At 60.5% G+C, this 23,457-nt stretch carries 29 protein-coding genes; 15 read left to right on the top strand and 14 right to left on the bottom strand.

The window, feature by feature from the left end; genetic code table 11:
- Window positions 1–188 precede the first annotated feature (188 nt).
- The 4 genes from ABNU55_RS13255 to ABNU55_RS13240 all read left to right on the top strand — a co-directional run bounded on the left by ABNU55_RS13255 (window position 189) and on the right by ABNU55_RS13240 (window position 4,098).
- Window positions 189–887, top strand: coding sequence for a DUF2270 domain-containing protein (locus ABNU55_RS13255; RefSeq protein ID WP_290751417.1), 699 nt, complete (start codon window positions 189–191; stop codon window positions 885–887).
- Window positions 888–1,163: 276 nt separating this feature from the next.
- A complete protein-coding gene (locus tag ABNU55_RS13250; protein ID WP_290751420.1) occupies window positions 1,164–2,447 on the top strand; it encodes a DEAD/DEAH box helicase in 1,284 nt (427 codons plus the stop codon).
- A gap of 121 nt (window positions 2,448–2,568) precedes the next feature.
- A complete protein-coding gene (gene rpsD / locus ABNU55_RS13245; protein WP_290751422.1) occupies window positions 2,569–3,186 on the top strand; it encodes a 30S ribosomal protein S4 in 618 nt (205 codons plus the stop codon).
- A gap of 84 nt (window positions 3,187–3,270) precedes the next feature.
- Window positions 3,271–4,098 carry a PPK2 family polyphosphate kinase gene (locus tag ABNU55_RS13240; RefSeq protein ID WP_290751425.1) on the top strand — a complete coding sequence of 276 codons (828 nt, stop codon included), beginning with the start codon at window positions 3,271–3,273 and terminating at the stop codon, window positions 4,096–4,098.
- A 65-nt stretch (window positions 4,099–4,163) separates the two neighbouring features.
- Here ABNU55_RS13240 and ABNU55_RS13235 read toward each other — a convergent pair whose 3' ends face one another.
- Window positions 4,164–4,862 carry a DUF2807 domain-containing protein gene (locus ABNU55_RS13235; RefSeq protein WP_290751427.1) on the bottom strand — a complete coding sequence of 233 codons (699 nt, stop codon included), beginning with the start codon at window positions 4,860–4,862 and terminating at the stop codon, window positions 4,164–4,166.
- A gap of 104 nt (window positions 4,863–4,966) precedes the next feature.
- Here ABNU55_RS13235 and ABNU55_RS13230 point away from each other — a divergent pair, with 104 nt between their 5' ends.
- Window positions 4,967–5,350, top strand: coding sequence for a hypothetical protein (locus ABNU55_RS13230; RefSeq protein ID WP_290751429.1), 384 nt, complete (start codon window positions 4,967–4,969; stop codon window positions 5,348–5,350).
- Here the strand turns inward: ABNU55_RS13230 and rimO are convergent.
- The 4 genes from rimO to ABNU55_RS13210 form a co-directional block, all read right to left on the bottom strand.
- Entirely contained in the window at window positions 5,347–6,702 is a 1,356-nt protein-coding gene (gene rimO / locus ABNU55_RS13225) for a 30S ribosomal protein S12 methylthiotransferase RimO (RefSeq protein ID WP_290751431.1), read from the bottom strand. The genes ABNU55_RS13230 and rimO overlap by 4 nt on opposite strands.
- 92 nt (window positions 6,703–6,794) lie before the next feature.
- Window positions 6,795–7,883 carry an alpha/beta fold hydrolase gene (locus tag ABNU55_RS13220; protein ID WP_290751434.1) on the bottom strand — a complete coding sequence of 363 codons (1,089 nt, stop codon included), beginning with the start codon at window positions 7,881–7,883 and terminating at the stop codon, window positions 6,795–6,797.
- Between the two features lie 54 nt (window positions 7,884–7,937).
- On the bottom strand, window positions 7,938–9,137 hold the full coding sequence (locus ABNU55_RS13215; RefSeq protein WP_290751436.1) for an MFS transporter: 1,200 nt from the start codon (window positions 9,135–9,137) through the stop codon (window positions 7,938–7,940).
- Between the two features lie 14 nt (window positions 9,138–9,151).
- Window positions 9,152–10,186 carry an aldo/keto reductase gene (locus tag ABNU55_RS13210; RefSeq protein ID WP_290751439.1) on the bottom strand — a complete coding sequence of 345 codons (1,035 nt, stop codon included), beginning with the start codon at window positions 10,184–10,186 and terminating at the stop codon, window positions 9,152–9,154.
- 86 nt (window positions 10,187–10,272) lie between these two features.
- Here ABNU55_RS13210 and ABNU55_RS13205 point away from each other — a divergent pair, with 86 nt between their 5' ends.
- Window positions 10,273–11,175: a LysR substrate-binding domain-containing protein gene (locus tag ABNU55_RS13205; RefSeq protein ID WP_348764404.1), complete on the top strand. Its 903-nt coding sequence runs from the start codon at window positions 10,273–10,275 to the stop codon at window positions 11,173–11,175.
- A gap of 8 nt (window positions 11,176–11,183) precedes the next feature.
- On the opposite strand, the gene grxD is transcribed toward ABNU55_RS13205, so the two are convergent.
- Window positions 11,184–11,519 (bottom strand): Grx4 family monothiol glutaredoxin, encoded by a 336-nt coding sequence (grxD, locus tag ABNU55_RS13200; RefSeq protein WP_290751441.1) that lies wholly within the window; start codon window positions 11,517–11,519, stop codon window positions 11,184–11,186.
- A 125-nt stretch (window positions 11,520–11,644) separates the two neighbouring features.
- Window positions 11,645–11,974, bottom strand: coding sequence for a DUF1476 domain-containing protein (locus ABNU55_RS13195; RefSeq protein ID WP_290751443.1), 330 nt, complete (start codon window positions 11,972–11,974; stop codon window positions 11,645–11,647).
- A 227-nt stretch (window positions 11,975–12,201) separates the two neighbouring features.
- Here ABNU55_RS13195 and purC point away from each other — a divergent pair, with 227 nt between their 5' ends.
- The 4 genes from purC to ABNU55_RS13175 all read left to right on the top strand — a co-directional run bounded on the left by purC (window position 12,202) and on the right by ABNU55_RS13175 (window position 14,100).
- A complete protein-coding gene (gene purC / locus ABNU55_RS13190) occupies window positions 12,202–12,972 on the top strand; it encodes a phosphoribosylaminoimidazolesuccinocarboxamide synthase (RefSeq protein WP_290751446.1) in 771 nt (256 codons plus the stop codon).
- A 72-nt stretch (window positions 12,973–13,044) separates the two neighbouring features.
- Entirely contained in the window at window positions 13,045–13,287 is a 243-nt protein-coding gene (gene purS, locus ABNU55_RS13185; RefSeq protein ID WP_290751448.1) for a phosphoribosylformylglycinamidine synthase subunit PurS, read from the top strand.
- 45 nt (window positions 13,288–13,332) lie between these two features.
- Window positions 13,333–13,701 carry an EthD domain-containing protein gene (locus ABNU55_RS13180; RefSeq protein ID WP_290751451.1) on the top strand — a complete coding sequence of 123 codons (369 nt, stop codon included), beginning with the start codon at window positions 13,333–13,335 and terminating at the stop codon, window positions 13,699–13,701.
- Between the two features lie 39 nt (window positions 13,702–13,740).
- On the top strand, window positions 13,741–14,100 hold the full coding sequence (locus tag ABNU55_RS13175) for a hypothetical protein (RefSeq protein WP_290751453.1): 360 nt from the start codon (window positions 13,741–13,743) through the stop codon (window positions 14,098–14,100).
- 21 nt (window positions 14,101–14,121) lie between these two features.
- Here the strand turns inward: ABNU55_RS13175 and ABNU55_RS13170 are convergent, their stop codons facing one another.
- Window positions 14,122–14,535 (bottom strand): hypothetical protein, encoded by a 414-nt coding sequence (locus ABNU55_RS13170; RefSeq protein WP_290751455.1) that lies wholly within the window; start codon window positions 14,533–14,535, stop codon window positions 14,122–14,124.
- Between the two features lie 249 nt (window positions 14,536–14,784).
- Entirely contained in the window at window positions 14,785–15,996 is a 1,212-nt protein-coding gene (locus ABNU55_RS13165; protein ID WP_290751458.1) for an NADP-dependent isocitrate dehydrogenase, read from the bottom strand.
- 107 nt (window positions 15,997–16,103) lie between these two features.
- On the opposite strand from ABNU55_RS13165, the gene ABNU55_RS13160 reads away from it, so the two are divergent.
- Together ABNU55_RS13160 and ABNU55_RS13155 are read left to right on the top strand one after the other, a co-directional pair.
- Window positions 16,104–17,543, top strand: a complete 1,440-nt coding sequence (locus tag ABNU55_RS13160) for a hypothetical protein (protein ID WP_290751461.1) — start codon at window positions 16,104–16,106, stop codon at window positions 17,541–17,543.
- Window positions 17,540–18,289, top strand: coding sequence for a TrmH family RNA methyltransferase (locus ABNU55_RS13155; protein ID WP_290751463.1), 750 nt, complete (start codon window positions 17,540–17,542; stop codon window positions 18,287–18,289). The genes ABNU55_RS13160 and ABNU55_RS13155 overlap by 4 nt, the downstream gene beginning before the upstream one ends.
- Window positions 18,290–18,292: 3 nt before the next feature.
- Here the strand turns inward: ABNU55_RS13155 and ABNU55_RS13150 are convergent, their stop codons facing one another.
- Window positions 18,293–18,745, bottom strand: coding sequence for a TIGR02301 family protein (locus ABNU55_RS13150; protein ID WP_290751466.1), 453 nt, complete (start codon window positions 18,743–18,745; stop codon window positions 18,293–18,295).
- Here ABNU55_RS13150 and ABNU55_RS13145 point away from each other — a divergent pair.
- Window positions 18,725–19,726 (top strand): D-2-hydroxyacid dehydrogenase, encoded by a 1,002-nt coding sequence (locus ABNU55_RS13145; protein WP_290751469.1) that lies wholly within the window; start codon window positions 18,725–18,727, stop codon window positions 19,724–19,726. The genes ABNU55_RS13150 and ABNU55_RS13145 overlap by 21 nt on opposite strands.
- An 18-nt stretch (window positions 19,727–19,744) precedes the next feature.
- Here the strand turns inward: ABNU55_RS13145 and ABNU55_RS13140 are convergent, their stop codons facing one another.
- The 3 genes from ABNU55_RS13140 to ABNU55_RS13130 form a co-directional block, all read right to left on the bottom strand.
- Complete coding sequence (locus ABNU55_RS13140; RefSeq protein ID WP_290751471.1) at window positions 19,745–20,053, bottom strand: hypothetical protein; 309 nt, start codon at window positions 20,051–20,053, stop codon at window positions 19,745–19,747.
- A gap of 67 nt (window positions 20,054–20,120) precedes the next feature.
- Window positions 20,121–20,807 (bottom strand): molecular chaperone DjiA, encoded by a 687-nt coding sequence (locus ABNU55_RS13135; protein ID WP_290751473.1) that lies wholly within the window; start codon window positions 20,805–20,807, stop codon window positions 20,121–20,123.
- A gap of 156 nt (window positions 20,808–20,963) precedes the next feature.
- Window positions 20,964–21,434: a nuclear transport factor 2 family protein gene (locus tag ABNU55_RS13130; RefSeq protein ID WP_290751475.1), complete on the bottom strand. Its 471-nt coding sequence runs from the start codon at window positions 21,432–21,434 to the stop codon at window positions 20,964–20,966.
- 117 nt (window positions 21,435–21,551) lie between these two features.
- Here ABNU55_RS13130 and ABNU55_RS13125 point away from each other — a divergent pair, with 117 nt between their 5' ends.
- Entirely contained in the window at window positions 21,552–22,592 is a 1,041-nt protein-coding gene (locus ABNU55_RS13125) for a calcium/sodium antiporter (protein ID WP_290751477.1), read from the top strand.
- Window positions 22,592–23,056, top strand: coding sequence for a preQ(1) synthase (gene queF, locus ABNU55_RS13120; RefSeq protein ID WP_290751480.1), 465 nt, complete (start codon window positions 22,592–22,594; stop codon window positions 23,054–23,056). Before ABNU55_RS13125 ends, queF begins: the two co-directional genes overlap by 1 nt.
- On the opposite strand, the gene ABNU55_RS13115 is transcribed toward queF, so the two are convergent.
- On the bottom strand, window positions 23,053–23,457 hold a 405-nt coding region (locus tag ABNU55_RS13115; protein WP_348764403.1), incomplete at its 5' end, for an alkaline phosphatase D family protein. The genes queF and ABNU55_RS13115 overlap by 4 nt on opposite strands.

Below are 23,457 nucleotides of genomic sequence, written 5' to 3'. Positions count from 1 at the left end.
TTTTGACTACGAGTGTAGTCGATAGATTCGATTACAGCTGTGGTCAATGGGGAAGTTGTAAAAATTCAAACGTCGTTATCCAGGGGCCGTTGGGAGTGGGATAAGCTTTTCCAGGGAAGCTCAAATTGGCTGCGCAGTATTCGTTTCTGCCGGGTGACGGCGCTTGCGAAGCACCCTATGGTCCCGCCATGTCAGACAATGAAGTCCTTGATAAAACGGATGAGCCAATAGTCGGCGCAAAAGAGATCGGCGCGCTGGCGCACCTCTATCGCGCCGAAGTCTACCGTTCCACCATCTGGCGCCAGCGTCTCGACATGACGACGAACTGGGCTGTGGTGTCCACCGGCATCGCGCTCTCCGTCAGTTTTGCCAGCGCTACCGCATCTCCGCTTCCCATTGTGCTGGTGGGAATGCTGACGGTCATGTTCCTCTTCCTGGAGGCCCGGCGGTATCGCTATTTCATGGTGTGGAAGTTCCGCGCGCGTCTTCTTGAGATGGCGGTGATGGTGCCGATCCTGCGGGGGCAGGGGGCGCAGATCCCGCAGGACAGGGGAACGGCGCTGTCTGACGACTATATTCATCCGCGCCATCGTATCTCGTCCTTCCGGGCGATGGGCCAGCGGTTGCGCCGCAACTATCTCTGGATATTCATTATCCAGTATGCGGCCTATCTCGCAAAAATCTGGATTCATCCGATTGAGGCGAGCTCCATCCAGCAGGCCCTGGAGCGCGCACATATCGGGGCGATTCCAGGCTGGCTTGCCGTCATTATGGGCACGCTTCTGCTTATCGCCTTTATCACCCTGACCCTCTGGGCGTGGGCGTTTCAGCGCGCCGACAAGACGCGGATGGCCGATTATCTCGATTCCGAGGCAGACGGCGTCTAGGCGGGATATTTTGCGCTGCAGCACAATTCGGGTTGCGCTTTGCCTGCGATCGCTTATCTGAGCACCCAGACGCCTCAGGCATCGATCATGAGACCGGACGGCCAGTCGGCCCCGGTCGCGCGACTTTCCTAAACCGATCGTTGCCTGACGAATTCAAGCCCTGATCAGCGCTCAACACATACCTCGAGCAGGATGCGCCTGCCCGTGGACACGTTTTAGCGCCTGCCTGCAGCCTTTGAAGGGTGCGGGCCGGGCAGATATTGAAAAGAGACATTCTTGACCGATTTCAAAGACCTCGGCCTTGCCGATCCCCTTCTTCGTGCCCTTTCGGCCGAAGGCTACACCGCCCCCACACCAATCCAGGCGCAGGTCATCCCTGCCATGATGGAAGGCCGGGACGTACTCGGTACCGCCCAGACGGGAACCGGCAAGACGGCGGCATTTGTGCTGCCCGTCCTGCATCGCCTCGCCAGCATGGGAACACGTCCGTCGCCGAAAACTTGCCGCGCGCTCATCCTGGCGCCGACAAGAGAGCTTGCGGCGCAGATCGAGGAGAGCGTGCGCACCTATGGCAAGCATTCCCACCTTTCGCAGACTGTGGTTGTTGGCGGATTGAAAATCTCCAAACAGATCCGCGCCCTCGAAAAAGGGGTCGATATTCTTGTCGCCACCCCGGGCCGCCTTCTGGACCTCAAGGCGCAGAATGCCGTTCGTTTCGACGATGTGCAGACAGTCGTCCTCGATGAGGCCGACCACATGATGGACATGGGCTTCCTGCCGCAGATCCGGAAAGTGCTGCAGCAGCTGCCCAAGACGCGCCAGACGGCACTGCTCTCAGCCACCATGCCGAAGGATATCCGCGCGCTGGCCGACCAGTTCCTGAAGGATCCGGTCAATGTTGCGGTGGCGCAGGTTTCCACACCGGTAGAGCGGATCGACCAGACGGTTCGATTTGTGCCGCATACGCAAAAGCGCGATGTGCTGACCGATATCCTGCGCGCCAAAGCGGTCGACAGCGCTATCGTTTTCACCCGTACCAAACGCGGGGCTGACCGTGTCGCCCGGCATCTGGAACAGGCCGGGCTCGCCTCGGCGGCCATCCATGGCAATAAGAGCCAGAACCAGCGCACCAAGGCGCTCGACGCCTTCAAGGCGCGCAAGCTTACCGTCCTGGTGGCAACGGATATCGCCGCACGTGGGATCGATATCGATCAGGTCAGCCATGTTGTGAACTATGAACTGCCTAATGTGCCGGAATCCTATGTCCACCGGATCGGCCGGACGGCCCGGGCCGGCGAGAGCGGGACGGCAATCACGCTTTGCGATGGTGAGGAGCGCAAGCTGCTACGCGATATCGAGAAGCTGATCGGCACAAAGATTCCGGTTGAGGGTGTGCAGCCTGAAGCGCCGGACAGCAGTGACGGCGAAAAGGGACGCAACTTTGATCCCGTCAAGGGCGCGGATCGCAAGCGTAAGCCGCGTTCGCGCAACCGGAATCGCAATCGCAGTGGCGGGGGCGGCGGTCAGCAGCGCCAGCAGCAACGCAGCGCCGGCTCTTGACCGCGCGGCGCTTTTGACATTTAACCCGCCGCTTCAGGACGGGATGGTGTGGCGCCGCCGTTGAAATCGTGAAGCTCGCAAGGGACGCTTCACCGGCCCACGTCGAAAAAGGAAGACTAGCATGTCACGTCGTCACTCGGCGAAGTACAAGATCGACCGCCGCGTCGGTGAAAATATCTGGGGCCGCCCCAAATCACCCGTCAACAAGCGTCCGACCAAGCCCGGTCAGCACGGCCAGGGCCGCCGTCAGAAGACGTCTGACTATGGCCTTCAGCTCATGGCGAAGCAGAAGCTGAAGTTCCACTATGGCGACATTACCGAAAAGCAGTTCCGCCGCACCTATGATGAGGCCAACCGCCTCAAGGGCAACACGGCAGAGAACCTGATCGGTCTGCTTGAGACCCGTCTCGACGCGTTCGTCTACCGTTCGAAATTCGTGCCGACCATTTTTGCGGCCCGCCAGTTCGTCAATCACGGCCACGTGAAAGTGAATGGCGTGAAAACCAATGTCGGCTCCTACCGTCTGAAAGCCGGCGATGTCGTTGAGATTCGCGAAAAGTCCCGCAACATCGCGCTCGTTCTGGAAGCCCTGGGTTCGCCCGAGCGTGACATTCCAGAATATATCGAGGTCGACCCGAAGGCCATGACGGCGACGCTGGTACGCGTGCCGGAACTGGTCGACGTGCCTTACCCGGTCAAGATGGAACCGGCGCAGGTGGTCGAGTTCTATTCGTCCTAAGCCTTTCTGGCACTTGAAGTTTCGATCAAGCCGCGCTCCTCTGGGCGCGGCTTTTTCTTTGCCTGTCCCCCCAAGGAGCCCCCGATGAGTACAGTTGAAATCGACGATGTTCGCGCCCGCTTCCTGGCCGCACCGGGCGACGCGTTTGACCTGTCCTCACGCGATAGCGATGACCGGGAGCTTTTTCCGGACAAGAAGCATGCACGAAAATCCCTGAAGACCGACGCTGCGGCCATCGATGAGCTTCAGGATCTTCTCTATGCGACCCAGGAGCGCGCGCTCCTTATCGTCCTTCAAGGCATGGATACGGCAGGCAAGAGCGGCGTCATCCGCCACGTCTTCGCTGAGACCTCACCGCTTGGCATGAAGGTGAAAGCCTTCAAGGCGCCCAGCAAGGACGAGCTGGCGCGTGATTACCTCTGGCGGGTGCATGAGGCGGTGCCGCCAAAGGGTTTCATCGGTATTTTCGACCGCTCGCACTATGAGGACGTGCTTGTTGCAAAGGTGCGAGAGCTGGCGCCAGCAGATATGGTTGAACAGCGCTATGAACAGATCAACCAGTTCGAAAAGCTGCTGACCGAGAACGGAGTCACCATCCTCAAATTCATGCTCCACCTTGGCCACGAAGAACAGGGGGAGCGTCTGAAGGAACGTATCACCGAGCCGCACAAACGCTGGAAGTTCAATCCCGGGGACCTCGATGACCGCAAGCTCTGGCCGGGATTCATGGCCGCCTATGAGACGATGGTGAACCGCTGCTCAACGCCCTGGGCACCGTGGTATGTCATTCCGGCCGACAGCCGGACGCGCCGCAACGCAGCCATTGCGAGGATCGTGCGTGGTGCGCTTGAAGACATGAAGCTCGACTGGCCGAATCCTGACCTCCGGCTTGAGGATTATGATTTCAGCTAAGCGGGCATGAAGAGGGCCCGCACATCGCTGTGCAGGCCCCTTGGGATTTTGCTACGGCAAGTAACCTAGCCGGTGACGCGAACCGAGCCGCCGCTCGATTTGTCGGTCGTCACATTGGCTGGCGCGCCCTTTACCCGCACGCTGCCGCCGCTGGACGCCTCAGCATCCACGCGGTCAGAGGCATGCGCGCGAATTGAGGCGCCGGAGGAGACGTCCGCCTCCAGCGCATTACAGATGAAATCGCTTGCGGCGATGCTCGATCCGGAGGAGGCATCCGCGACCATCGTGTCACAGGTGCCTTCAAGCTCCATCCGGGAGCCGGAGGAGGCGCTGGTGGTGACTTTGCCGGCGACGATGCCGCCAATTGTCATCTCTGCGCCCGACGACACATCGAGTGTGAGACCATTGCTACTGAGGCCGTTGCCGGTGACCCGTGAGCCGGAAGACGCTTCAATCTCTGACAGGCGCTCTGTGCCGACTGACACGGAATAGGAGTCACGCTGGCCGCGCCCCCAACCCATGCGGCGCGGGCGTTTCAGGGTGAGCGTGCCATTCTTCGACTCAACGATGATGTCATCGAAGTCCCCATCCTCATTCTCGACAATCACTGAGGTCGAGACACCCGTCTCGAAAGTGACTTCGATGCCGGCCGACACGTCGATCGCATCGAAGTCTGCGACGTCATAGGTGCGGGTTTCGCCAGCGGCGGGCAGGACCAGTACGGTGCCGAGGACCAGGGTGGCAAGGGCAAGGCGCGGGGACATGGGCAAGTTCCTTCTTTTGTTTCTATCCAGTCAAAATATCGCTTGACTTCGGTTTATCGAAAATCAATACGATTGTTTATCGTAAGTCAATAAGGAATTTTTCGATGACCAAGACATTCGCGAAACCTGCCATCGTGGCGGGCCTGGCTGGCGCCTTCCTTCTTGCCGGCTGCGTTATCGTCGATGCAGATGAGCATATGCGCGCCGAATGGGATGACGATCATGCCTATGGGGAGCTGATGGGGGTGGATGTGAACGCCAGCGCCATTACCGCCCGGGTCACGTCAAATGGCTGCACCACGAAGGAATTCGTCGCCGCCGATGTCGACAAGACGGGCAGCAATCGCTTCGCCGTCGGCTTCTATCGCGCGCGCCAGGACTATTGCGAAGCCTATATGCCGGATGGCGTTGAGCTGAGCTGGACCTTCGCCGAGCTTGGCATTCCGGACGGCGCTGAAGTGCGTATCCGGAATGAGGTCAGCAACTAGGCTGGCTCAGCGTAGAGGTCGTATTTGTCGGCGTCGGTGATCCGGGCGCTGACGATGTCGCCGGGTTTGAGGTGGAGCGCATTGTCCAGATAGACCATGCCATCGACCTCAGGCGCATCGGCCTTGGTGCGGGCGAACATCTCGCCGTCAGCTTCGCCCGGCCCGTCGATGATGACATCCTGCACGGTGCCGACCTGCGCTTCGGCCCTCTCGGCAGAAATGGCGGCCTGCACCGCCATGAAACGGTGCCAGCGCTCTTCCTTGACCTCTTCGGGCACATGGCCCGGAAGATCGCGGCTCTCGGCGTGCTGGACGTTTTCGTATTTGAAGCAGCCCGCGCGGTCGATCTTCGCCTCACGGATGAAGTCGAGCAGGATCTCGAAATCCTCGTCGGTCTCTCCCGGAAAGCCGACGATGAAGGTTGAGCGGATCGTCATGCCCGGCACGTCGCGGCGCCATTGCTGGATACGCTCCAGCACCCGGTCCTGCTTGGCGGGCCGTTTCATGGCTTTCAGCACATTGGCCGAGGCATGCTGGAAGGGGATGTCCAGATAGGGAAGGATCGTCCCATCAGCCATGAGCGGGATGACCTTGTCGACATGAGGATAGGGGTAAACATAGTGCATCCGCACCCATGCGCCGAGTGATCCGAGGCCGCGCGCCAGATCGAGGAAACGCGTCTCATATTCCTCGCCTTTCCACGTCTGCGGGGCGTACTTCACGTCGAGACCATAGGCTGACGTGTCCTGACTGATCACAAGAAGCTCGTTCACGCCTGCACGCACAAGCTGTTCAGCTTCGGTCAGGACATGGTGGATCGGGCGCGAGACGAGATCGCCGCGCAACTTCGGAATGATGCAGAAGCTGCAGCGATTGTTACAGCCCTCGGAGATCTTCAGATAGGAGTAGTGGCGCGGGGTGAGCTTGAGGCCGGTTTCCGGCACGAGGTCCGTGAAAGCGTTTGCCGGCGGTGTCAGATGCGTATGAACCGCGTCCATCACCTGCTCATACTGATGAGGGCCGGTCACGGCGAGGACCTTGGGGTGCGCCTTCTGGATGACCTCCGGCTCGGCGCCGAGGCAGCCGGTCACGATGACCTTGCCGTTCGCCTCGATGGCTTCACCGATGGCCTCAAGGCTCTCATCGCGCGCACTGTCCAGGAAGCCGCACGTATTCACCAGGACAAGGTCCGCGCCCGCATAGTCCGGCGAGATCGCATAGCCCTCAGCGCGCAGGCGCGTGATAATGCGCTCTGAATCGACCAGCGCCTTCGGGCAGCCCAGCGAGACGATCCCCACTTTTGGCTGGGTCTTCACGGTCGCTTTCGGCGGATTTTCCACAAGTGTACTCATGGGGCGCGCGTTTATCAGCGCTGACGCTTCAAGGAAAGCGGATAGGGCGGTCCTGCCGCTTTGAGCTGCAGCCCAGGTCCCATAGGGTGCGGCTAGTCAGCCCTCTCCTCCAGAAACGCCGTCAGCTCGTCCTTCCAGATGGCAGCCGCCGTGTGCGTGCCGTGGCCGCGGGTGTCTTCGCTGGCCGGGATGAGGACAAAGCGGGCGTTTGGCATCTTCTCAGCGAGAGCTTCCGGATCGCCGAGGCCCGGCGGGTTGATGAAGTCGTCGGCTGAATTGATCCAGAGGACTGGCACTTCGATCTCTGACAGGTGCGGGGCAGGATTGTAAGTGCGCGAGGCGTCGAACTGGTAGATCGTATCGTTGGGGTCGACGGCGCGGGCCTTCAGACTCCCCTGTGCTGTATGAAAGGCTTCGATAGCTGCCTCGCGCGTGGGTGCTTCAGCCTGCAGGCGATAGGGGTTGGAGCCTGCGAGGATCAGAACGTCGGCATAGATCTTTTGCCCGGTCTCAAGCTCTGACGCGTCTTCGTAATGGCCGTCGTCATAGTCCGGATCATTCTGGAAGCCTTCGATGATCATCTGCCGGAACATGCGGTTGCGCCCGGCAATCTCTATGGCGTTGCAGGCGAGCGGAACAAAACGCTCCACGAAGCCCGGATAGGTGTGCCCCCAGACGAAGCTGTGCATACAGCCCATGGAGGTGCCGATGATCATGTCGAGGCTTTCGACGCCGGCGTCCTCCGTCAGCATCCGGTACTGGGCGCGCACCATGTCGTCATAGTCGTAACGTGGGAAATCGAGCCGCATCCCGTCGCTTGGCTTGGAGCTATCGCCATGGCCGAGATTGTCCGGGGAGATGATATAGGTCTCCGCCAGGTCGAGCGGCTGGCCGGGGCCGAACAGTTCATCACCAAACATCGGACGCAGCAGGGACGTGCCGCTGCCGCCTGTGCCGTGGAGCAGCATGACGGCATTGGTGATGTAGCCCTCCTCATCCCGCTGCGGCGTCCCGAGCGTGTAATAGCTCATCGTGATGGAGGGGAGGGTTTCACCGGTATCGAACTCAAAGTCCTCAATCTCTACCGAATGTTTCCCGGCTTTCGCGGCCCAGTCTTCGGCCAATGCGGGGTTTGCACCCATCAGGATCAGTCCGAGGGCCAGGGTGGAAAATAGTCGCATCAGGCGCGCCTCCTGTTGATACCGCAAGCGAGAGTAGACGTGTTGGTGACGAGATCAACTGGAGCAGACGCCGGTCTGGGAAGGATGCCCTGTGACGGCGGGCTGCGCGTCTGGATTGCCGGCGCGTATGAGCAGGAGGGCAAGGAGTCCGAGACCGGCCATGGCGGCCCCTGCCAGGGCCACGGCAGGCAGGCCCAGCCCGAGTGCGATCACGCCGCCGCCAAGACCGGCCCCGATCGCGTTGCCGAGATTGAAGGCGCCGATATTTATGGCCGATGCGAGGTTCGGGGCCTCCTGCGCGGCTTGCATTACCCGCACCTGAAGGGGCGGTACCAAGGCGAAGCTGGCGACTCCCCATGCAAAGATCAGGAGCGCAGAAGGAACAGGATAGGCCATCAGAAATGCGAAGGCGATCAGGATCAGGGTCAGACCCGTCAGGGTGGCGATCAGGGTCCGGTCGACCGATTTGTCAGCGAAGTAACCTCCAAGCCAGTTGCCGACTGTCAGGCCCAGCCCGTAGGTCATAAGCATGGCCGTAACGAATTCGACGTCCGCGCCGGTCTCTGTCTGCAGGATCGGTGTGATATAGGTGAAAACCGTGAACATGGCGCTTGAGCCCAGCACGGTGAGACCAAGGGCGCCAAGCACAGATCTACGTCCAAGCGCCCGTACTTCGCCCATTGCACTGCCGCGCTTCGGCGGAGGATTGTTCGGCAAGGTGGCAACAAGCGCGAGCATTGTCGCCAGGCCGAGGCCTGAAATGCCCCAGAAAGACGCGCGCCAGCCCAGCTGATCGCCCATCCATGTTGCCACCGGCACGCCGACCACATTTGCGATGGTCAGTCCCATGAACATCGCGGCAACGGCGCTGGCACCTTTCTCCTTTGGTACGAGACTCATCGCGACAATGGAGCCAACGCCAAAGAAGGCCCCATGATTGAGCGATGTGATCAGCCGCGCGGCAAGCAGCATCTCGTAGGACGTGGCAAGCGCAGCAATGAGATTGCCAAAGGTGAAGATTGCCGTGAGGCCAATGAGCAATGTCCTTCGCCGCATCTTTCCGGTTGTCAGCGTCATCAAGGGAGCGCCAAGCACGACTCCGATGGCGTAGGCACTGATCAGCAGCCCGGCTGTCGGAATGGAAACGCCAAGGTCTGCTGCTATCAGGGGCAAGAGGCCCATGGGCGCGAACTCAGTCACGCCGATTCCGAAGGCGCCGGTCGCGAGCGCCAGCAAGGGAGGGTTGGTTTTCATGATCTTGTCCCGTTTTACACGAGCGGTGGGTTCAGGCGGGCAAATCCCTCCTGATAGCGATAGGGCGCGTGCGGGTAGGGTGGCAGCCGGTCACTTGCGGCATCGAGTCTGGCGACCTGGTCGTCGGAAAGGCACCAGCCAACGGCGCCGAGATTCTGGCGCAGTTGCTCCTCATTGCGCGCGCCCATGATGACTGAAGAGACAGTCGGACGCTGGAGCAGCCAGTTCAATGCGATCTGCGGTATTGTCTTTCCGGTCTCCTCTGCGACCGCGTCGAGCACATCGATAATCTTGTAGAGGTGCTCGTCTTCCACTGGAGGCGCAAACTGTTCGGTATCATGGAGGCGGCTTCCTTCCGGCAACGGCATGCCCCGGCGGACCTTGCCGGTCAGCCGGCCCCAGCCAAGCGGGCTCCAGACAAGAGCGCCAACGCCCTGGTCGGCTGCCAGCGGCATCAGATCGGCTTCATAGTCCCGCCCGACAAGGGAGTAATAGACCTGGTGGGCCACAAAGCGCGGCCAGCCATATCTGTCGGCGCAGGAGAGGGCTTTCATCAGCTGCCAGCCGGGATAATTCGAGACGCCGACATGGCGCACCTTTCCGGAGTCTACCAGCGTATCGAGCGTCGACAGCAGCTCCTCAGGTGGCGTGAAAGCATCGAAGGCGTGAAGCTGCAGGATGTCGATATAGTCCGTGCCGAGCCGGCGCAGGGAGGCCTCGACCGCCCGGATGAGCCGGCCACGCGATACACCCCAGCTTCCGGGGCCGTCGCCAAGCGGCAGGCCGGTTTTCGTCGAGATCAGAACGGCGTCCCGCCGCCCCTCAATCGCTGCGCCGAGAACTTCTTCGGAGGCGCCGTCCGAATAGACATCAGCCGTGTCGAACAAATTGACGCCCGCCTCAAGGCAGATGTCGATGAGCCGGCGTGCCTGCTTGGCATCGCTCGTGCCCCAGGCGCCGAACAGCGGCCCAGTCCCCCCGAAGGTGCCGGTTCCAAAGCTCAGCGCTGGCACTTTTAGCCCCGACCGGCCCAGTTGACGGTATTCCATTGCGATCTCCTTTAATTTGCGGCAGACGCACAAATAAGGGAGCCCGCCCCGGCTTTTAGGGGCGCGTTCGGCAGAGGAGTTTTGCGTTGGTTGCAAAAGTGGAGTTGTCAGCGGATCGTGCTCGCGCACTTGAGATATTTTCCGCTGTGGCCTGCGAAGGCAGCTTCTCTGCCGCCGGCAGGCAGTTGTGTTTGTCCGCATCTGCGGTCAGCCGAGCCGTCGACCGGATTGAGGAGCGGCTTGGCGTCCGTCTGTTGCTGCGCTCTACCCGGAAGCTCACCTTGACCGCTGAAGGGGGCTCCTATCTCGCGGCAGCGCGCCGGATTCTGGCAGACCTTGATGACGCCGAGCAGGCGATTGCCGACCAGGGCGCGCCCCGGGGGCGTTTGCGGGTCAGTGCGGCCCTGTCCCATGGCCGTCTCTGTATCGTTCCGCTACTCGGCCTTTTTGCTGAGCGCTATCCGCATATCCTTGTCGATATCGGCCTGACCGATGCGATTGTGGATGTCGCGGCCGGACAGGCGGACGTGGCGATCCGGTTTGGTCCGCTGGCCGACAGTCCGCTCATGGCCCGCAAGCTTGGAGAAAGTGGGCGTGTGATTGTTGCCTCGCCGGAATATCTGAAGAGATTTGGCACGCCGCAAACGCCGGAGGATCTGCACGATCACAACTGTCTCAACTTCAATTTCCGCCGGGCTGAACCTGTCTGGCCCTTCTGCCGGCAGGGTGAGAATTATGCCATGAATGTCAGCGGAAATATTGAGGCGAATAATGGTGAGACGCTGGGGCAGCTTGCAGCCGCGGGCGTCGGTATTGCCCGGGTAGGCGCATTCAGCGTCGCTGCCGAAATTGAACAGGGGCGCCTGGTACCACTTCTGGAAAGTTACAATCCCCAGGACACTGAGGAGATCCACGCTGTCTTCGCGGGCGGGGCGAATATGCCCGCTCGCGCCAGAGTGTTTGTCGATTTTCTAGCAGAAATGCTGTGACCTTGTCTTCAGGCCGCTTCCATCTCGATGCCCTTCTCGGACATGAACTCTTTGAGTTCGCCGCTCTCGAACATCTCCTTGATGATGTCGCAGCCGCCGACAAACTCGCCCTTGACGTAGAGCTGCGGAATGGTCGGCCAGTCGGAGTAGACCTTGATGCCCTCGCGGATCGCCTGATCCTCAAGCACATTGGTGGCCACATATTCGACGCCGAGATAGTCGAGCACCTGAACGACAACGGACGAGAAGCCGCACTGCGGGAAGGTAGGTGTGCCCTTCATGAACAGCACCACGTCATTGCTTTTTACGGCCTCGTCGATGGCTTTCTGGACGTCGTCGCTCATTCTCGTCTCCAATCGGAAATGTCCGGTATCTGACCGCGAATGTGTGGCGAAATAGGCCGGGCTTCAAGGCCCGCCGCTGCCGCAGCCTTCGGACCCTTCGTCCAACAGACGCTGGAGCTGGACTGTCAGTCCTTCTTCTCTTTCATGATCTGTTCGCGGGCGACGGAGAGAAGTTCGGCCATGTGTTCGCGGATGCGCGCGTCGGAGCGGTCGACGCCCTTGGCGTCGAAATCACTGCGCACCTTGCGGAAGACATCCTCATCGCCCGGCTCTTCGAGGTCCGACATCACCACCGACTTTGCATAGGTTTCAGCTTCGGTGCCCGACAGGTTCATCAGGTCGGCCGCCCACAGGCCAAGCAGCTTGTTGCGCCGGTTCATGACCTTGAACTGAAGGGCGCTGTCATGCGCGTATTTGGCTTCTTCTGCGCGCTCGCGATCCTCGAATGTGCTCATGAAAAGCCCTCCTCTTGACTGGGCGTGACTGGCTCTGGCGGCGGTATAGATTGCCTGGGGGGCGGTGCGCAAGCGGCGAGAGCGGCCACCACCCCCAGCGGCCGCTAGCCGGTTGCTGAATCATCGTTTGTTTCACACGGGCACTCGCGTTATCACTCCGGCCTTGTTCATGGGGGCGCAGGCTGTGGGAGTCCGCGTGCTTTCGCCCCGGTCGTGGAGGACTGGCGATGTCGCGCAGGCGCATGGTTTATGAGGGCAAGGCAAAGATCCTGTACGAAGGACCTGAGCCCGGCACCCTGATCCAGTATTTCAAGGATGATGCCACCGCATTCAATGCGGAGAAGAAAGCCGTTCTCGACGGCAAGGGCGTCCTGAACAATCGCATCAGCGAATTCCTGATGACCCGGCTCGCGGCCGTAGGTATTCCGAACCACTTCATCAAACGGCTCAACATGCGTGAGCAGCTGATCAAGAAGGTGGAGATCATTCCGCTGGAAGTGATCGTGCGCAATGTCGCCGCCGGCACCATGTCCAAACGGCTCGGCATCCCCGAGGGCGAGACGCTGCCGCGGGCCATTGTCGAGTTCTGCTACAAGAAGGACGAGCTGGGCGATCCGCTTGTCTCTGAAGAGCATATCGCTGCCTTTGGCTGGGCGAGCCAGCAGGAGATGGACGATATCATCTCGCTGGCCTTGCGGATCAACGACTTCATGTCGGGCCTGTTTGCGGCCGTTGGCATCCGCCTCATCGACTTCAAGCTGGAATTCGGGCGCCATTTTGAAGGTGACCTCGTGCGCACCATCCTGGCCGATGAGATCAGTCCGGACAGCTGCCGTCTCTGGGATTATGAGACCAATGAGAAGCTGGACAAGGACCGCTTCCGCCGGGACCTTGGCGGCGTAACCGAGGCCTATGCCGAAGTGGCGCGGCGTCTTGGCATCATCAAGGAAAGCGCACAGGGCGGCGACGTCATCGACTTCAGCAATGGTGTGAAGTAGGCAGTCGGCACGTTCCAATCAGGATGCGTATCGGCTAGATGAAACCGACTCGATTTTTCGGAGACCTTTGCCATGAAAGCCATCGTCCATGTCGGCCTGAAACCCGGCGTTCTCGACCCGCAGGGCAAGGCTGTTGCCGATACGCTGGGACGTATGGGCTATGAAGAGGTTCAGGGCGCCCGCATCGGCAAGGTGATAGAACTGGACCTCGACGGCGTCGCAAAGGACAAGGCCGATGCGCGCGTCAAGGAGATGTGCGAGAAGCTGCTCGCCAATACGGTGATCGAATCCTATCGCTACGAACTGGTCGAGTAGGCCTTGCGCCGCTAGTCTTCCCTGAAAGGATAAAGGGAGGACATCATGATCAAGCTTACATTCTGCCTGCACAGGCTGCCGCATCTCAGCCGGGAGGAATTCCAGACCTATTGGCGTGAGAACCATGCCCCGCTGGTCGCGAAGCATGCCAGGACGCTTGGCATTGCCCGCTACGTCCAGGTGCACGCCCTGACACATGACTTCAACGCTGTGATGCGCGACAGCCGCGACGCGCCCGAGATGTATGACGGTATCGCCGAAATCTATTTCGAGAGCTGGGAGGCGCTGTTCGAGGCCGGGCAGAATGAGGGAAATGCCGAGGCGGGGGCCGCCCTTCTGGCGGACGAGCGCAAATTTATCGACTTGCCGCGCTCACCGCTCTGGTTCAATGAGGAGCACGTGATTATTGGATGAGGCACGCTGGATGGCCCGGATCGTGCTTTGGATCTGCTCATGAAACACCGCGCTCTCATATTCGCCACGCTTGCGTTTGCCTTGCCTGCCACAGCAGAAGAAATCTGCCGCTCAATCTCGACAAGCTGGGAAGCGGGCGGCCACAGCTACAACACCCGCATGTGGACCAAGGCCGATGAGGCCGGCTGCAAGATCGTTGAGCACACCATCGATGGAGAAAAGATCGATGGCGTCGACTGTGATTGCGACCTCATTGCCGATGGCTTTGAAGACCGCATTCCGCAGCCTGAGTCCGAGCGCCAGCGCGGTCGGCTGACGGATATTTGCGAAGGGCCGATTGCCATCGAGAAAGCGGCGCCGGTTTCGAAACCGGGTGATCCGATCATAATAGACGGCTAGTCCATTTTTTACGTGTAAGTCTCAGTCCGGCTTGCGGCAGCCATCGACCATTCGGGCACGATTGTTGTTGCTAGGCACGTCCTGCGGCACATAGTGCAGGGCGCAGGCATGTACGGTCGTGCGGTTGAAGGCGTGGTTTTTACGCGCTGCCTCCGCCTCGTCGCGAAGGTCGCTCATCGTCTCACCCGGGGCAAGTTCGACAGTGCCGCACGTCTTCTCCAGCCCCGCCGAGCGGAAACAGTAACGCGCATTGATCGGTTTCTCACAGCCATTCGTATAAGGCCCAATATTGCCTTCGCGTATAAGGCAGTCATTCGCGGTGGCATGCGCGGCAGGATTCGTGAAGCGCGACAGGACATTGGCGCCCACCGTTACGAGCAGGACAATCAGCACAACACGCAGCCAGTTTGGGACCCTTGCCAGCGTTTTCTTCATGCGCATCTTCCCCCTTTTGGCAGGCAGCCCTGTTCTATCCGTTCCGGGCTGGTGTCGACCATGCCGGGCGAAGGCTTCGGTCGCCCCGAAGCAGGCCTGGCGCTTTCGCCTGTCTCTGCACATTCGACGGCTCACGTTCCAATCCGGCGGCTCCTATCAGCATTTTGGGCAAGCAAAGCAGAAAGCGCAAAAAGAAAAACCCCGGCCAGAAGGCCGGGGTTTCGCATACTGGTCAAAAGGCCTCGAGCCTTACGCCATCTTCTTTTCAAGGTTCTCTGCCACAGCTTCCAGGAAGCCTTCCGTGGTCAGCCAGTCCTGATCCGGACCGATGAGAAGCGCGAGGTCTTTCGTCATCTTGCCGCTTTCGACGGTCTCGACGACCACCTGCTCCAGGTCTTCTGCGAACTTGGTGACTTCCGGCGTGTTGTCGAGACGGCCGCGGTGAGCGAGGCCACGTGTCCACGCATAGATCGAAGCGATCGAGTTGGTCGAGGTCGCTTCGCCTTTTTGGTGGTTGCGGTAGTGACGGGTCACCGTGCCGTGAGCGGCTTCGGCTTCAACCGTCTTGCCGTCCGGCGACATGAGAACCGAGGTCATCAGGCCGAGCGAGCCGAAGCCCTGTGCCACGGTGTCGGACTGGACGTCGCCGTCATAGTTCTTACAGGCCCAGACATAGCCGCCGGACCATTTCATTGCGGCTGCGACCATGTCGTCGATCAGGCGGTGCTCATAGGTGCCGCCCCACTCGGCGAAGGCGTCGGCGAACTCATTGTCGAAGACTTCCTGGAACAGGTCCTTGAAGCGGCCATCATAGGCTTTCAGGATCGTGTTCTTGGTCGAGAGATAGACCGGCCACTTGCGTGTCAGGCCGAAATTGAATGAAGCGCGGGCGAAGTCGCGGATCGACTCGTCCAGGTTGTACATGCCCATGGCGATACCGGATGAAGGCGCGTCGAACACTTCGTGCTCGATCACCGTACCGTCCGAACCTTCGAACTTCATGGTCAGCTTGCCCTTGCCGGGGAACTTGAAGTCGGTGGCGCGGTACTGGTCGCCATAAGCGTGACGGCCGATGACGATTGGCTGGGTCCAGCCCGGCACCAGGCGCGGAACATTGGAGATCACGATCGGCTCGCGGAAGACGACGCCGCCAAGGATGTTACGGATCGTGCCGTTCGGCGAACGCCACATCTTCTTGAGGCCGAACTCCTCAACGCGGGCCTCATCCGGCGTGATGGTCGCACATTTGACACCGACACCGTATTCCTTGATCGCATTCGCGGCGTCGACCGTGATCTGGTCATCGGTTTCGTCGCGCGCTTCGATGCCGAGATCGAAGTATTTCAGATCGATATCGAGATAGGGGTGAATGAGCCGGTCCTTGATCATCTGCCAGATGATGCGGGTCATCTCATCGCCATCGAGCTCGACGACGGGATTTTTGACCTTGATCTTTGCCATCGCGTGGAAGTCCTTTCAGTTGCACTGTATCACGGGCGGCTATAGCAGAAGGCTTGGATTGGTCAAAAGCGACATTCGCGCCTGCAACACATGATTGAGGCAGACCCATGAAACTTGCTCCTATTTATCTCGCTGCCGCGCTCTGTGGTGGGGCTCTCCACGCTCCGGCTCTCGCGCAGCCGCAGACGGCTGAGGACACCCCTGTTAGTGCGCGCGTGTCCGTTGGCCCGCTTGATGATGGAAACTGGTTCGTGCGCTACACCTTTGATGCGCCGCAACCCGTCTATGCGCTCGCTCACTCGCTCACGGGCTACCGCTCTGCCACCTGGACGCCGCAGACGGACGGGGTCCGCTTCGGTCGTCTGGACGGCATCGACGTCATTATTGCAGAAGAGCCCGTCAGCGAGATCGAGTTCAGCATCATCCCCCTTACCGGCCAGCTGCCAAATGACCCGACGCCTTTCGTGACATTCGCCGGGGGCGGGATCGCAATCCATGACGCACAGTTCGAACTTGTCGGGTTCAAGGACATGGAGGCTGTCGAGGCCCTCGAAGGTGATATTGCAGCCGCCTCGGCCTCCGTCATCCCCATGGAGATCACTGTGGAAGCGGACGGGCCCATACGGACCAGCGCGGACACCGGGCAAGGCACTCTCAGTGCACCGGTCAAGGACCAGTATATCTATCTCGGAGACGGCGAATTCGAACCGCATGAAGGTTTCAGCATGCTGGCAGACCCTTATCTGCCAGGCTGGCTCGCTTCCAGTTTCCCAGACGCCGTCGAGGGCTTTCTGACAACGCTGGAGACAAATTGGGGAAGAGAACTCGGCGAGGATGTCTCCCTCATTGTGGCCTATAAGGGCGCCCAGGCGCGCGGGCTGTCGCTGGATGGCAATGCGTTGAGCGATCAGGTGATGCTGGAGCTGGGCGGCCAGGGTTTTGCCGAAGCCAATGGCGATGCGCTTGCCTATCTCCACTGGTACACCACGCGGGAACTCGTAGAACTGTTCCAGACGCCTGGCGATGTCAGGCTGGGCGGCCCGGAAACCGCCTGGATCCATGACGGTTTTGCCAATTCCATCGCCTACCAGCTCATCGCCTCCGACATGCAGTCCCGGGATGAATTCCTCTCCTCCGTCTATACCGGGGCATTTGAGGATTGTGTCGCCACGCTCGAAGGCGGCACGCTGGAATCGGCCATTGAGCGTAGGGCGGTCACGGGACCTTATGCCTGCGGCGACTTCATCGCACTGGCAAGCGACGGCTATCTCAGGCAACGCGATATTTTCGGCATCTGGCAGGCCCTGACAGACTGGGCCTCGCGCTCCTCCGACAAGACGATCGACAAGCAGGTCTACTTCACGGCCATGCAGCTTCTGGGCGCGGCACCTGCCCAGCGCGAACGCATCCGCGCCATTGTCGAAGACGAGCTCGACAAGCCTCGCACCGCTCTTCGAGAGCTGCTGGAAGACGCCGGGCTTGAGCCGCAATTCAACGAGAGTGGCCAGCTTCGCGCCCTCGACTGGCCGGACTACGCCGTACAATGAGTGCATCTTTACCCGCAATCATCCTGGCTGAGCCGCAGCTGGGGGAAAATATCGGTGCGGCGGCGCGTGCCATGCTGAATTTCGGTCTGACAGAGCTTCGGATAGCCGCGCCGCGGGATGGCTGGCCCAACCCGGCAGCCGAGCCCATGGCGGCGGGCGCCTTCGAGGCAGGCGTGCAGGTCACGGTCTTCGACAGCGTCGAAGCTGCCTGCGCGGATCTCGGCTATCTTGTCGCCGCCACGGCGCGCCCGCGCGGTATGGAGAAGCCTGTCACGAATGCGGGCGGGGCTGTCGACTGGCTAAAGGCGCAGGCGTCGCGCACGGGTGTCATGTTCGGTAATGAGGCACAGGGGCTGCACAATGATCATGTCGCCCTGTGCGATGCGATCATGACCTATCCGGTCAACAAGGCATTTGCCTCTCTCAACCTGTCGCAGGCTGTGGTCGTTTTCGCCCATGCCTGGGGTGAGGCGGCGGGGCAGGGCGGCCGGTTCGAAGGCACAGATGCCGGCGTCGGCGATGTCGCAAGCCGCGAGGAGCTGGTTGGCATGTTCGAGCATTTTGAGTACGAACTGGAGCGGGCAGGGTATTTCTATCCGCCCGACAAGACGCCGTTGATGACGCGAAATCTGCGAAACGCCTTCATCCGGGGCCAGTGGACAAGCCAGGAAGTGCGTACTTTCAGGGGCGCCGTAAAGGCATTGGCAATTGGCCGCGGAAAGGCCCGTATCAAGCGCGAGGACTAGTTCCTAGTCGTTATCCTCGCCCGAGCGGCGTGCAGCTTCGGGCAGATTTGCCTGGACGAGAGAGTTTGCAAGGCGTTCGCCTGTCGATGCGTAGACTTTCTCCGCTGAAACAGCACCGGCATCACAGGAATTCCGGCGGGCCGCTTCGGCCGAGTAGGCAGAGTTGAAGGCGTCCACCATGGAAGAACGCAGGCGGCCCTGATAGGGCGCTTCGAGACCAAGCAATTCCTGCATGTAGCTGCGCCAGTACTGATCGTTCCGCCCATTGCAGAGGACGCGGATCGCATGGGCAGAGCCGAGCGTGGAGGCCAGCGCCACCACGTCGCGCAGATAGTCCTGACTGCGGACATCGGCATATTCGCCCTGGGCCTGATACTGGCCATGAGCGGCCCGGACTGGCAGAAGGGTAAGCCCAAGCAAGGCCGGGAGCAGGACGTGTACGATCTTCTTATTCATGAAAAGACCTTCTCCCGACTGGAGCAACGCCTCAAGCCGCTGTCTGAACAAATAGCACCTTATACGATCAGCGATAGCTCTGAATTCCGGCGGCCATGGGGCGCAGAAGGGACCACGGGCGCAATTGCCTATGGGAACACGGATATCTTTTTCAGCCCGGCTGTGCGCGCCTTCGCCAAGGCGCTTCATTCAGCCGAGCCGCTGGCGTGGTTCCAGTCGAATGCGGCCGGTCTGGACAATGATTTTCTTCAGCAGGTCGGCCGCAAGGCGCGGGTCTATACGTCCAGCCATGTTCAGGCGCACGCCATGGCGGAATGGGTTCTCTGGGCGGCTTTTGACTATTTTGGGAATGGCGCCGGCCGCAGGCGGGCCCAGGCCGAGAGAGACTGGCAGAAAATTCCCTTCCGGGAAGTCGGTGACACGCGCTGGCTCATCTATGGCTTCGGACATATCGGCGAATCCGTTGGCCGCCGTCTGAAAGGGCTGGGAGCTCATGTCACAGGCGTCAGACGCTCAAGTGCTGTTTCGCCCTTCGCCGATCACATGATGCATCCCGATCATGTCTCCGACGAAGATATCGCTCTGGCCGACGCGGTCCTGCTCTGCTGCCCGCTAACTGACGAGACTGAGAACATGGCGGATGACGCCTTCTTCGCTGCGATGTCCCCGGGTACTCTGTTTCTCAATGTGGGTCGGGGGCCACTGGTGGATGAGGCGGCGCTTGTCGCCGCGCTGGACAAGGGGCGGCCAGGCCATGCCGCGGTTGATGTCACCCGGGAAGAACCATTGCCGGATGACAGCCCGCTATGGACACATCCAGAGATCACGCTGACGCCGCACACTTCCGCGATCACGGAGGGGACGGAGCGGCGCAATGACGAACAGTTCCTTGAAAACCTGTCCAGCTTCCTGAATGGCGAGGAGATGCGTAACGTTGTTGGCCGCGATGCGTTTGAGGCGCAAGCGAAGGAAGAGAACTGAGCGCTCTCCAGGGCGTCCCTAGCGCGGTTCGACGGTCCAGCCGCGCGCGGTGCGATGGGCTTCCAGCGTAATACCGCTCTCATCGGTCTCACCGCCCGCATATTGCGCGCGGCGCGGACCAGCCTTGCCGGTGGTGAGTTTCAGGAGGACCGCCACAGCGGCGATGATCAGGCCGGCAGCTGCGGTGATGACGGCAATGACACCCGCCATGAAGACAATCGCGATCGCCAGAACAGCCTTCAGCGTCCACCGTGCCGCCTCGCGGAGGGTGTAGCCGATACGGCCGAAGATTTGATCTGTCGAAATGGTCTGGCGCGCTGCGGTCATGTCTTTCTCCTCAAAGGGAATGTGAAGTCAGTTCGCCGGAGAATCAATCTCTCCGCCGCCGAATCCATCAGTTTGCCGCAATCAGGCCGCGTTCTGCCCGAATGCGCGCATAGGCGCCCGTGATCGCGGCAGCCTTGTCGTGCGCGGCAAGTTCAAACTCCCGTGGGGCGCCATTGCCGACGATACGGTCGGGATGGTTGTCTGCCATGAGGCGGCGATAGGCGCGCCGGATATCGTCGAAGGCTGCGTCGTGAGCGACGCCCAGAATATGGTAGGGGTCGTCCCGGTCGGGGCCGAGATGACTTGCCCGGATGCGCCGGAACGTGCCCTCGTCGAAGCCGAACGCACCTGAGACCGTGCGCAGATATTGCATCTCGTCATCGGTGACTGCTCCGTCCGCGCCGGCGATCATGAAAAGCCCGTCCAGGACGCCTTCAAGCAGGCAAGGCCGGGCCGAATACTTTCGTGCGATCTTGCGAGCATAGGATTCATAGCCACGGACAGTCTGTTTCGCGATGCTGAAGACCCGCCGGACCTGGGCTGCATCCTCGGGCGCGGCGCGGAAGATGCGTGAGAACATCATGACCTCGGCGTCGCTGACCCGGCCATCCGCGGCGGCCATCTTCGCGCTGAGGCCGATCACGGCTGCGGTAAAGCCTACATCGTTGGGATCAGGCGCGCAGCCGCTCTCGGCCCCGCCTGTCTCGTCCGGCGTGTCGGGGTCAAAAAGGCGCTTTCCGCCATCGATGAGCATCTGCCAAAGGCTCATTGAACGTAGAGTATAACCCGATCAGGTTTGTGAAACAGTGACCTATACTCACAAATCGCGATAATAAGCATTACGACTTGGTGAGAATTCAGTGCTATTCGCCGGCCTTGGTGAAGGGCTGTGTGTATTTTCTCAGGCCAATTAACCGCCGGAGGTCGTCGTGTCGCTGATGATGACCCATTCGCCATTCATTTTCCGGAAGACGAGCGTGACCAGGCCGCCCGGGGCGTCGCCGTCGCGTTCGAGTTTCCAGCGGCCATGCAGGACTGCTGCGTCGTCTGCGAGCATGACGGTTTCCAGCTCCGAAAATGAAAGCGTGCCCATCGCAGCGCGGGTCGAATAGCGCGCCTTGTAGCGCTCCAGTGTCCGCTCGAAGCCGCGGGTGACCGTTCCACCCGATGCAAAGCGTAGGTCTGGCGAGCGCCAATAGCCCTGCATGAAGCTTTCGATATCGCCGCGGTTCCAGGCAGCTGCCTGAGTCTGCACAACCGCTTCGATTTCACCGGCCTGCGATTGCTGGATGCCATCGGCTTGTGTCGTCCCGGGCGGCGACGCGCAGGCTGAGATCAGAAGGGTGAGCGCGAGAAGCGGGGCTCTACATGCAAGACGCATTGATTTTCCTTTCCATTCACGCGACCAGTGTACCCGTTTCGTCCCGTAAGGGAATTGGCAGCGGAAATCGGTCCGCCTGCGAGCACCAATGCCAAACTGGCCCGGAGTTTTACTGACATGATGATAATGATCGCCCTGATCATTGGCGGCCTGATCCTGCTCTTCGCAGGCGGCGAATTCCTCGTCCGGGGGTCCGTTGGTGTCGCCCGGCGACTTGGTATGTCGGAGCTCCTTATCGGCCTTACACTGGTCGGCTTCGGGACCTCGATGCCTGAGCTCGTCACATCGCTTCAGGCGCTGTCGGATGGCGCTGTGGGGCTCTCCATCGGGAACGTCATCGGCTCCAATGTGGCGAACGTCCTTCTGGTGATCGGGGCAGCCTGCCTCATTTCTCCCATCGTCACTAATCCGCGTGCCCTGGCACGCGACGGGCTCTTCATGGTGGCGGTGACGGCGCTGTTTGCTGCGGTGATCTGGCTTGACCTGTTTACCCGCCTGGTCGGGTTCGTCTTCATCGCCATCCTGATTGTGTATCTCGGCGCGTCTATCGTGCTCGACCGGCGTGGTGGCTCGCCAGCGGCGGACGTTCATTCCGGAGAGGCGGAAATTATTGAGACCCATGCGCCACTTCTGGTGTCACTTCTATTTGCGCTTGGCGGTATCGCTGGGGTAATCCTTGGGGCGCGTTTTCTGGTGCAGGGGGGCTCCGATCTCGCCCGTACCTTTGGCATTTCCGAAACAGTAATCGGCCTCTCCATCGTCGCTATTGGCACAAGCCTGCCAGAGCTCGTGACCTCGGTCATGTCGGCTATAAAGGGCAAGGCAGACGTTGCCCTGGGTAACGTCATCGGATCCAATATCTTCAATATTCTTGGCATCATGGGGGTGTCTGCCGCGGTTTTCCCGTTCAGCCTTGTCGCCTCGCCGGAGCCTGAAGCCGGGGCACCGCTGGATGTCAGTGCAATGGAGTATGGTGAAGCGACAAGCCTCGTCAGCACGCAGGACATGGGTGCACTGGCGCTATCGGTTTTCCTGCTGCTTCTGTTTGCCTATACGGGCCGTAAGCTGGCGCGCTGGGAGGGGATGGTTCTTCTCCTCTCATATGGTGTCTACATGGCGCTGAGCTTTGGTCTTCTACCCCGGCTTGGAGGGTTCTAATGAGCGAGAGCATCTATAGCGGTCTTGAGCAGCTGGGGGCCTCCAGCACAATCCCGGCCTCTCCCGAGGAGGCCGAACTGGAGCGGGTGAAAAACCCACATGCGGGCACGCTCTATCTGGCGCGCTTTACCGTTCCGGAATTTACGTCGCTCTGTCCGGTGACCGGCCAACCGGACTTTGCGCATATCGTCATAGACTACGCCCCGGGCGAATGGCTGGTGGAGAGCAAGAGTCTGAAGCTCTATATGACGTCTTTCCGCAATCACGGCGCATTCCATGAAGATTGCACAGTCGCCATCGGCAAGCGTCTTCAGGAGCTGCTGGAGCCGACATGGATGCGGGTCTGCGGCTACTGGTATCCGCGAGGCGGCATCCCGATCGATGTCTTCTGGCAGACCGGCAGCCCGCCAGAAGACCTGTTCGTGCCAGATACAGGCGTGCCAACCTATCGCGGGCGCGGCTAGGCGCGTTCAAGCGCCGTCATGCCCTCATCGGTTCGGCTCGTGCGGAAGCTTGCGACCGATTGCGTCGTATAGGATGGGTCGAGGATACCCGACACCTCGATATATTCCGACGTCACCTCATCGCCCGTCAGCGTGACCAACGTGTAGCCATGTCCGTCAACCTTGTACCAGTCGACGTCTGCATTGGCCGCCGCGAACTGGTCACCGAGGTCGGGTACGTCCTGCACATAAGCACCAAGGCCTGGCGAGGTGACGGAGGTGCAGCCGAATTCGACGCCGCGCAGGCTGCCTGATGCATCATGAAGCGTATTGGCCCAGGATGTATGCGTATCACCTGTGAGCGTCACCAGCCGGGCGCCGGACGCCGCCGCTGAGCCATAAAGACGCTCACGTGCGGCGGG

Origin of the sequence: uncultured Henriciella sp. (assembly GCF_964005855.1) — a bacterium.
Taxonomy (GTDB): Bacteria; Pseudomonadota; Alphaproteobacteria; order Caulobacterales; family Hyphomonadaceae; genus Henriciella.
Note: the sequence above shows the minus strand (reverse complement) of the source record. Positions and strands in the feature narration are given on the sequence as shown.

Coding starts and splice junctions, on each gene's coding strand:
- ABNU55_RS13255 (WP_290751417.1), top strand. CDS start 189: ATGTCAGACAATGAAGTCCTTGATAAAACGGATGAGCCAATAGTCGGC.
- rpsD (WP_290751422.1), top strand. CDS start 2,569: ATGTCACGTCGTCACTCGGCGAAGTACAAGATCGACCGCCGCGTCGGT.
- ABNU55_RS13240 (WP_290751425.1), top strand. CDS start 3,271: ATGAGTACAGTTGAAATCGACGATGTTCGCGCCCGCTTCCTGGCCGCA.
- ABNU55_RS13235 (WP_290751427.1), bottom strand. CDS start 4,862: ATGTCCCCGCGCCTTGCCCTTGCCACCCTGGTCCTCGGCACCGTACTG.
- ABNU55_RS13230 (WP_290751429.1), top strand. CDS start 4,967: ATGACCAAGACATTCGCGAAACCTGCCATCGTGGCGGGCCTGGCTGGC.
- rimO (WP_290751431.1), bottom strand. CDS start 6,702: ATGAGTACACTTGTGGAAAATCCGCCGAAAGCGACCGTGAAGACCCAG.
- ABNU55_RS13220 (WP_290751434.1), bottom strand. CDS start 7,883: ATGCGACTATTTTCCACCCTGGCCCTCGGACTGATCCTGATGGGTGCA.
- ABNU55_RS13215 (WP_290751436.1), bottom strand. CDS start 9,137: ATGAAAACCAACCCTCCCTTGCTGGCGCTCGCGACCGGCGCCTTCGGA.
- ABNU55_RS13210 (WP_290751439.1), bottom strand. CDS start 10,186: ATGGAATACCGTCAACTGGGCCGGTCGGGGCTAAAAGTGCCAGCGCTG.
- grxD (WP_290751441.1), bottom strand. CDS start 11,519: ATGAGCGACGACGTCCAGAAAGCCATCGACGAGGCCGTAAAAAGCAAT.
- ABNU55_RS13195 (WP_290751443.1), bottom strand. CDS start 11,974: ATGAGCACATTCGAGGATCGCGAGCGCGCAGAAGAAGCCAAATACGCG.
- purC (WP_290751446.1), top strand. CDS start 12,202: ATGTCGCGCAGGCGCATGGTTTATGAGGGCAAGGCAAAGATCCTGTAC.
- purS (WP_290751448.1), top strand. CDS start 13,045: ATGAAAGCCATCGTCCATGTCGGCCTGAAACCCGGCGTTCTCGACCCG.
- ABNU55_RS13180 (WP_290751451.1), top strand. CDS start 13,333: ATGATCAAGCTTACATTCTGCCTGCACAGGCTGCCGCATCTCAGCCGG.
- ABNU55_RS13175 (WP_290751453.1), top strand. CDS start 13,741: ATGAAACACCGCGCTCTCATATTCGCCACGCTTGCGTTTGCCTTGCCT.
- ABNU55_RS13170 (WP_290751455.1), bottom strand. CDS start 14,535: ATGAAGAAAACGCTGGCAAGGGTCCCAAACTGGCTGCGTGTTGTGCTG.
- ABNU55_RS13165 (WP_290751458.1), bottom strand. CDS start 15,996: ATGGCAAAGATCAAGGTCAAAAATCCCGTCGTCGAGCTCGATGGCGAT.
- ABNU55_RS13160 (WP_290751461.1), top strand. CDS start 16,104: ATGAAACTTGCTCCTATTTATCTCGCTGCCGCGCTCTGTGGTGGGGCT.
- ABNU55_RS13155 (WP_290751463.1), top strand. CDS start 17,540: ATGAGTGCATCTTTACCCGCAATCATCCTGGCTGAGCCGCAGCTGGGG.
- ABNU55_RS13150 (WP_290751466.1), bottom strand. CDS start 18,745: ATGAATAAGAAGATCGTACACGTCCTGCTCCCGGCCTTGCTTGGGCTT.
- ABNU55_RS13140 (WP_290751471.1), bottom strand. CDS start 20,053: ATGACCGCAGCGCGCCAGACCATTTCGACAGATCAAATCTTCGGCCGT.
- ABNU55_RS13135 (WP_290751473.1), bottom strand. CDS start 20,807: ATGCTCATCGATGGCGGAAAGCGCCTTTTTGACCCCGACACGCCGGAC.
- ABNU55_RS13130 (WP_290751475.1), bottom strand. CDS start 21,434: ATGCGTCTTGCATGTAGAGCCCCGCTTCTCGCGCTCACCCTTCTGATC.
- ABNU55_RS13125 (WP_290751477.1), top strand. CDS start 21,552: ATGATGATAATGATCGCCCTGATCATTGGCGGCCTGATCCTGCTCTTC.
- queF (WP_290751480.1), top strand. CDS start 22,592: ATGAGCGAGAGCATCTATAGCGGTCTTGAGCAGCTGGGGGCCTCCAGC.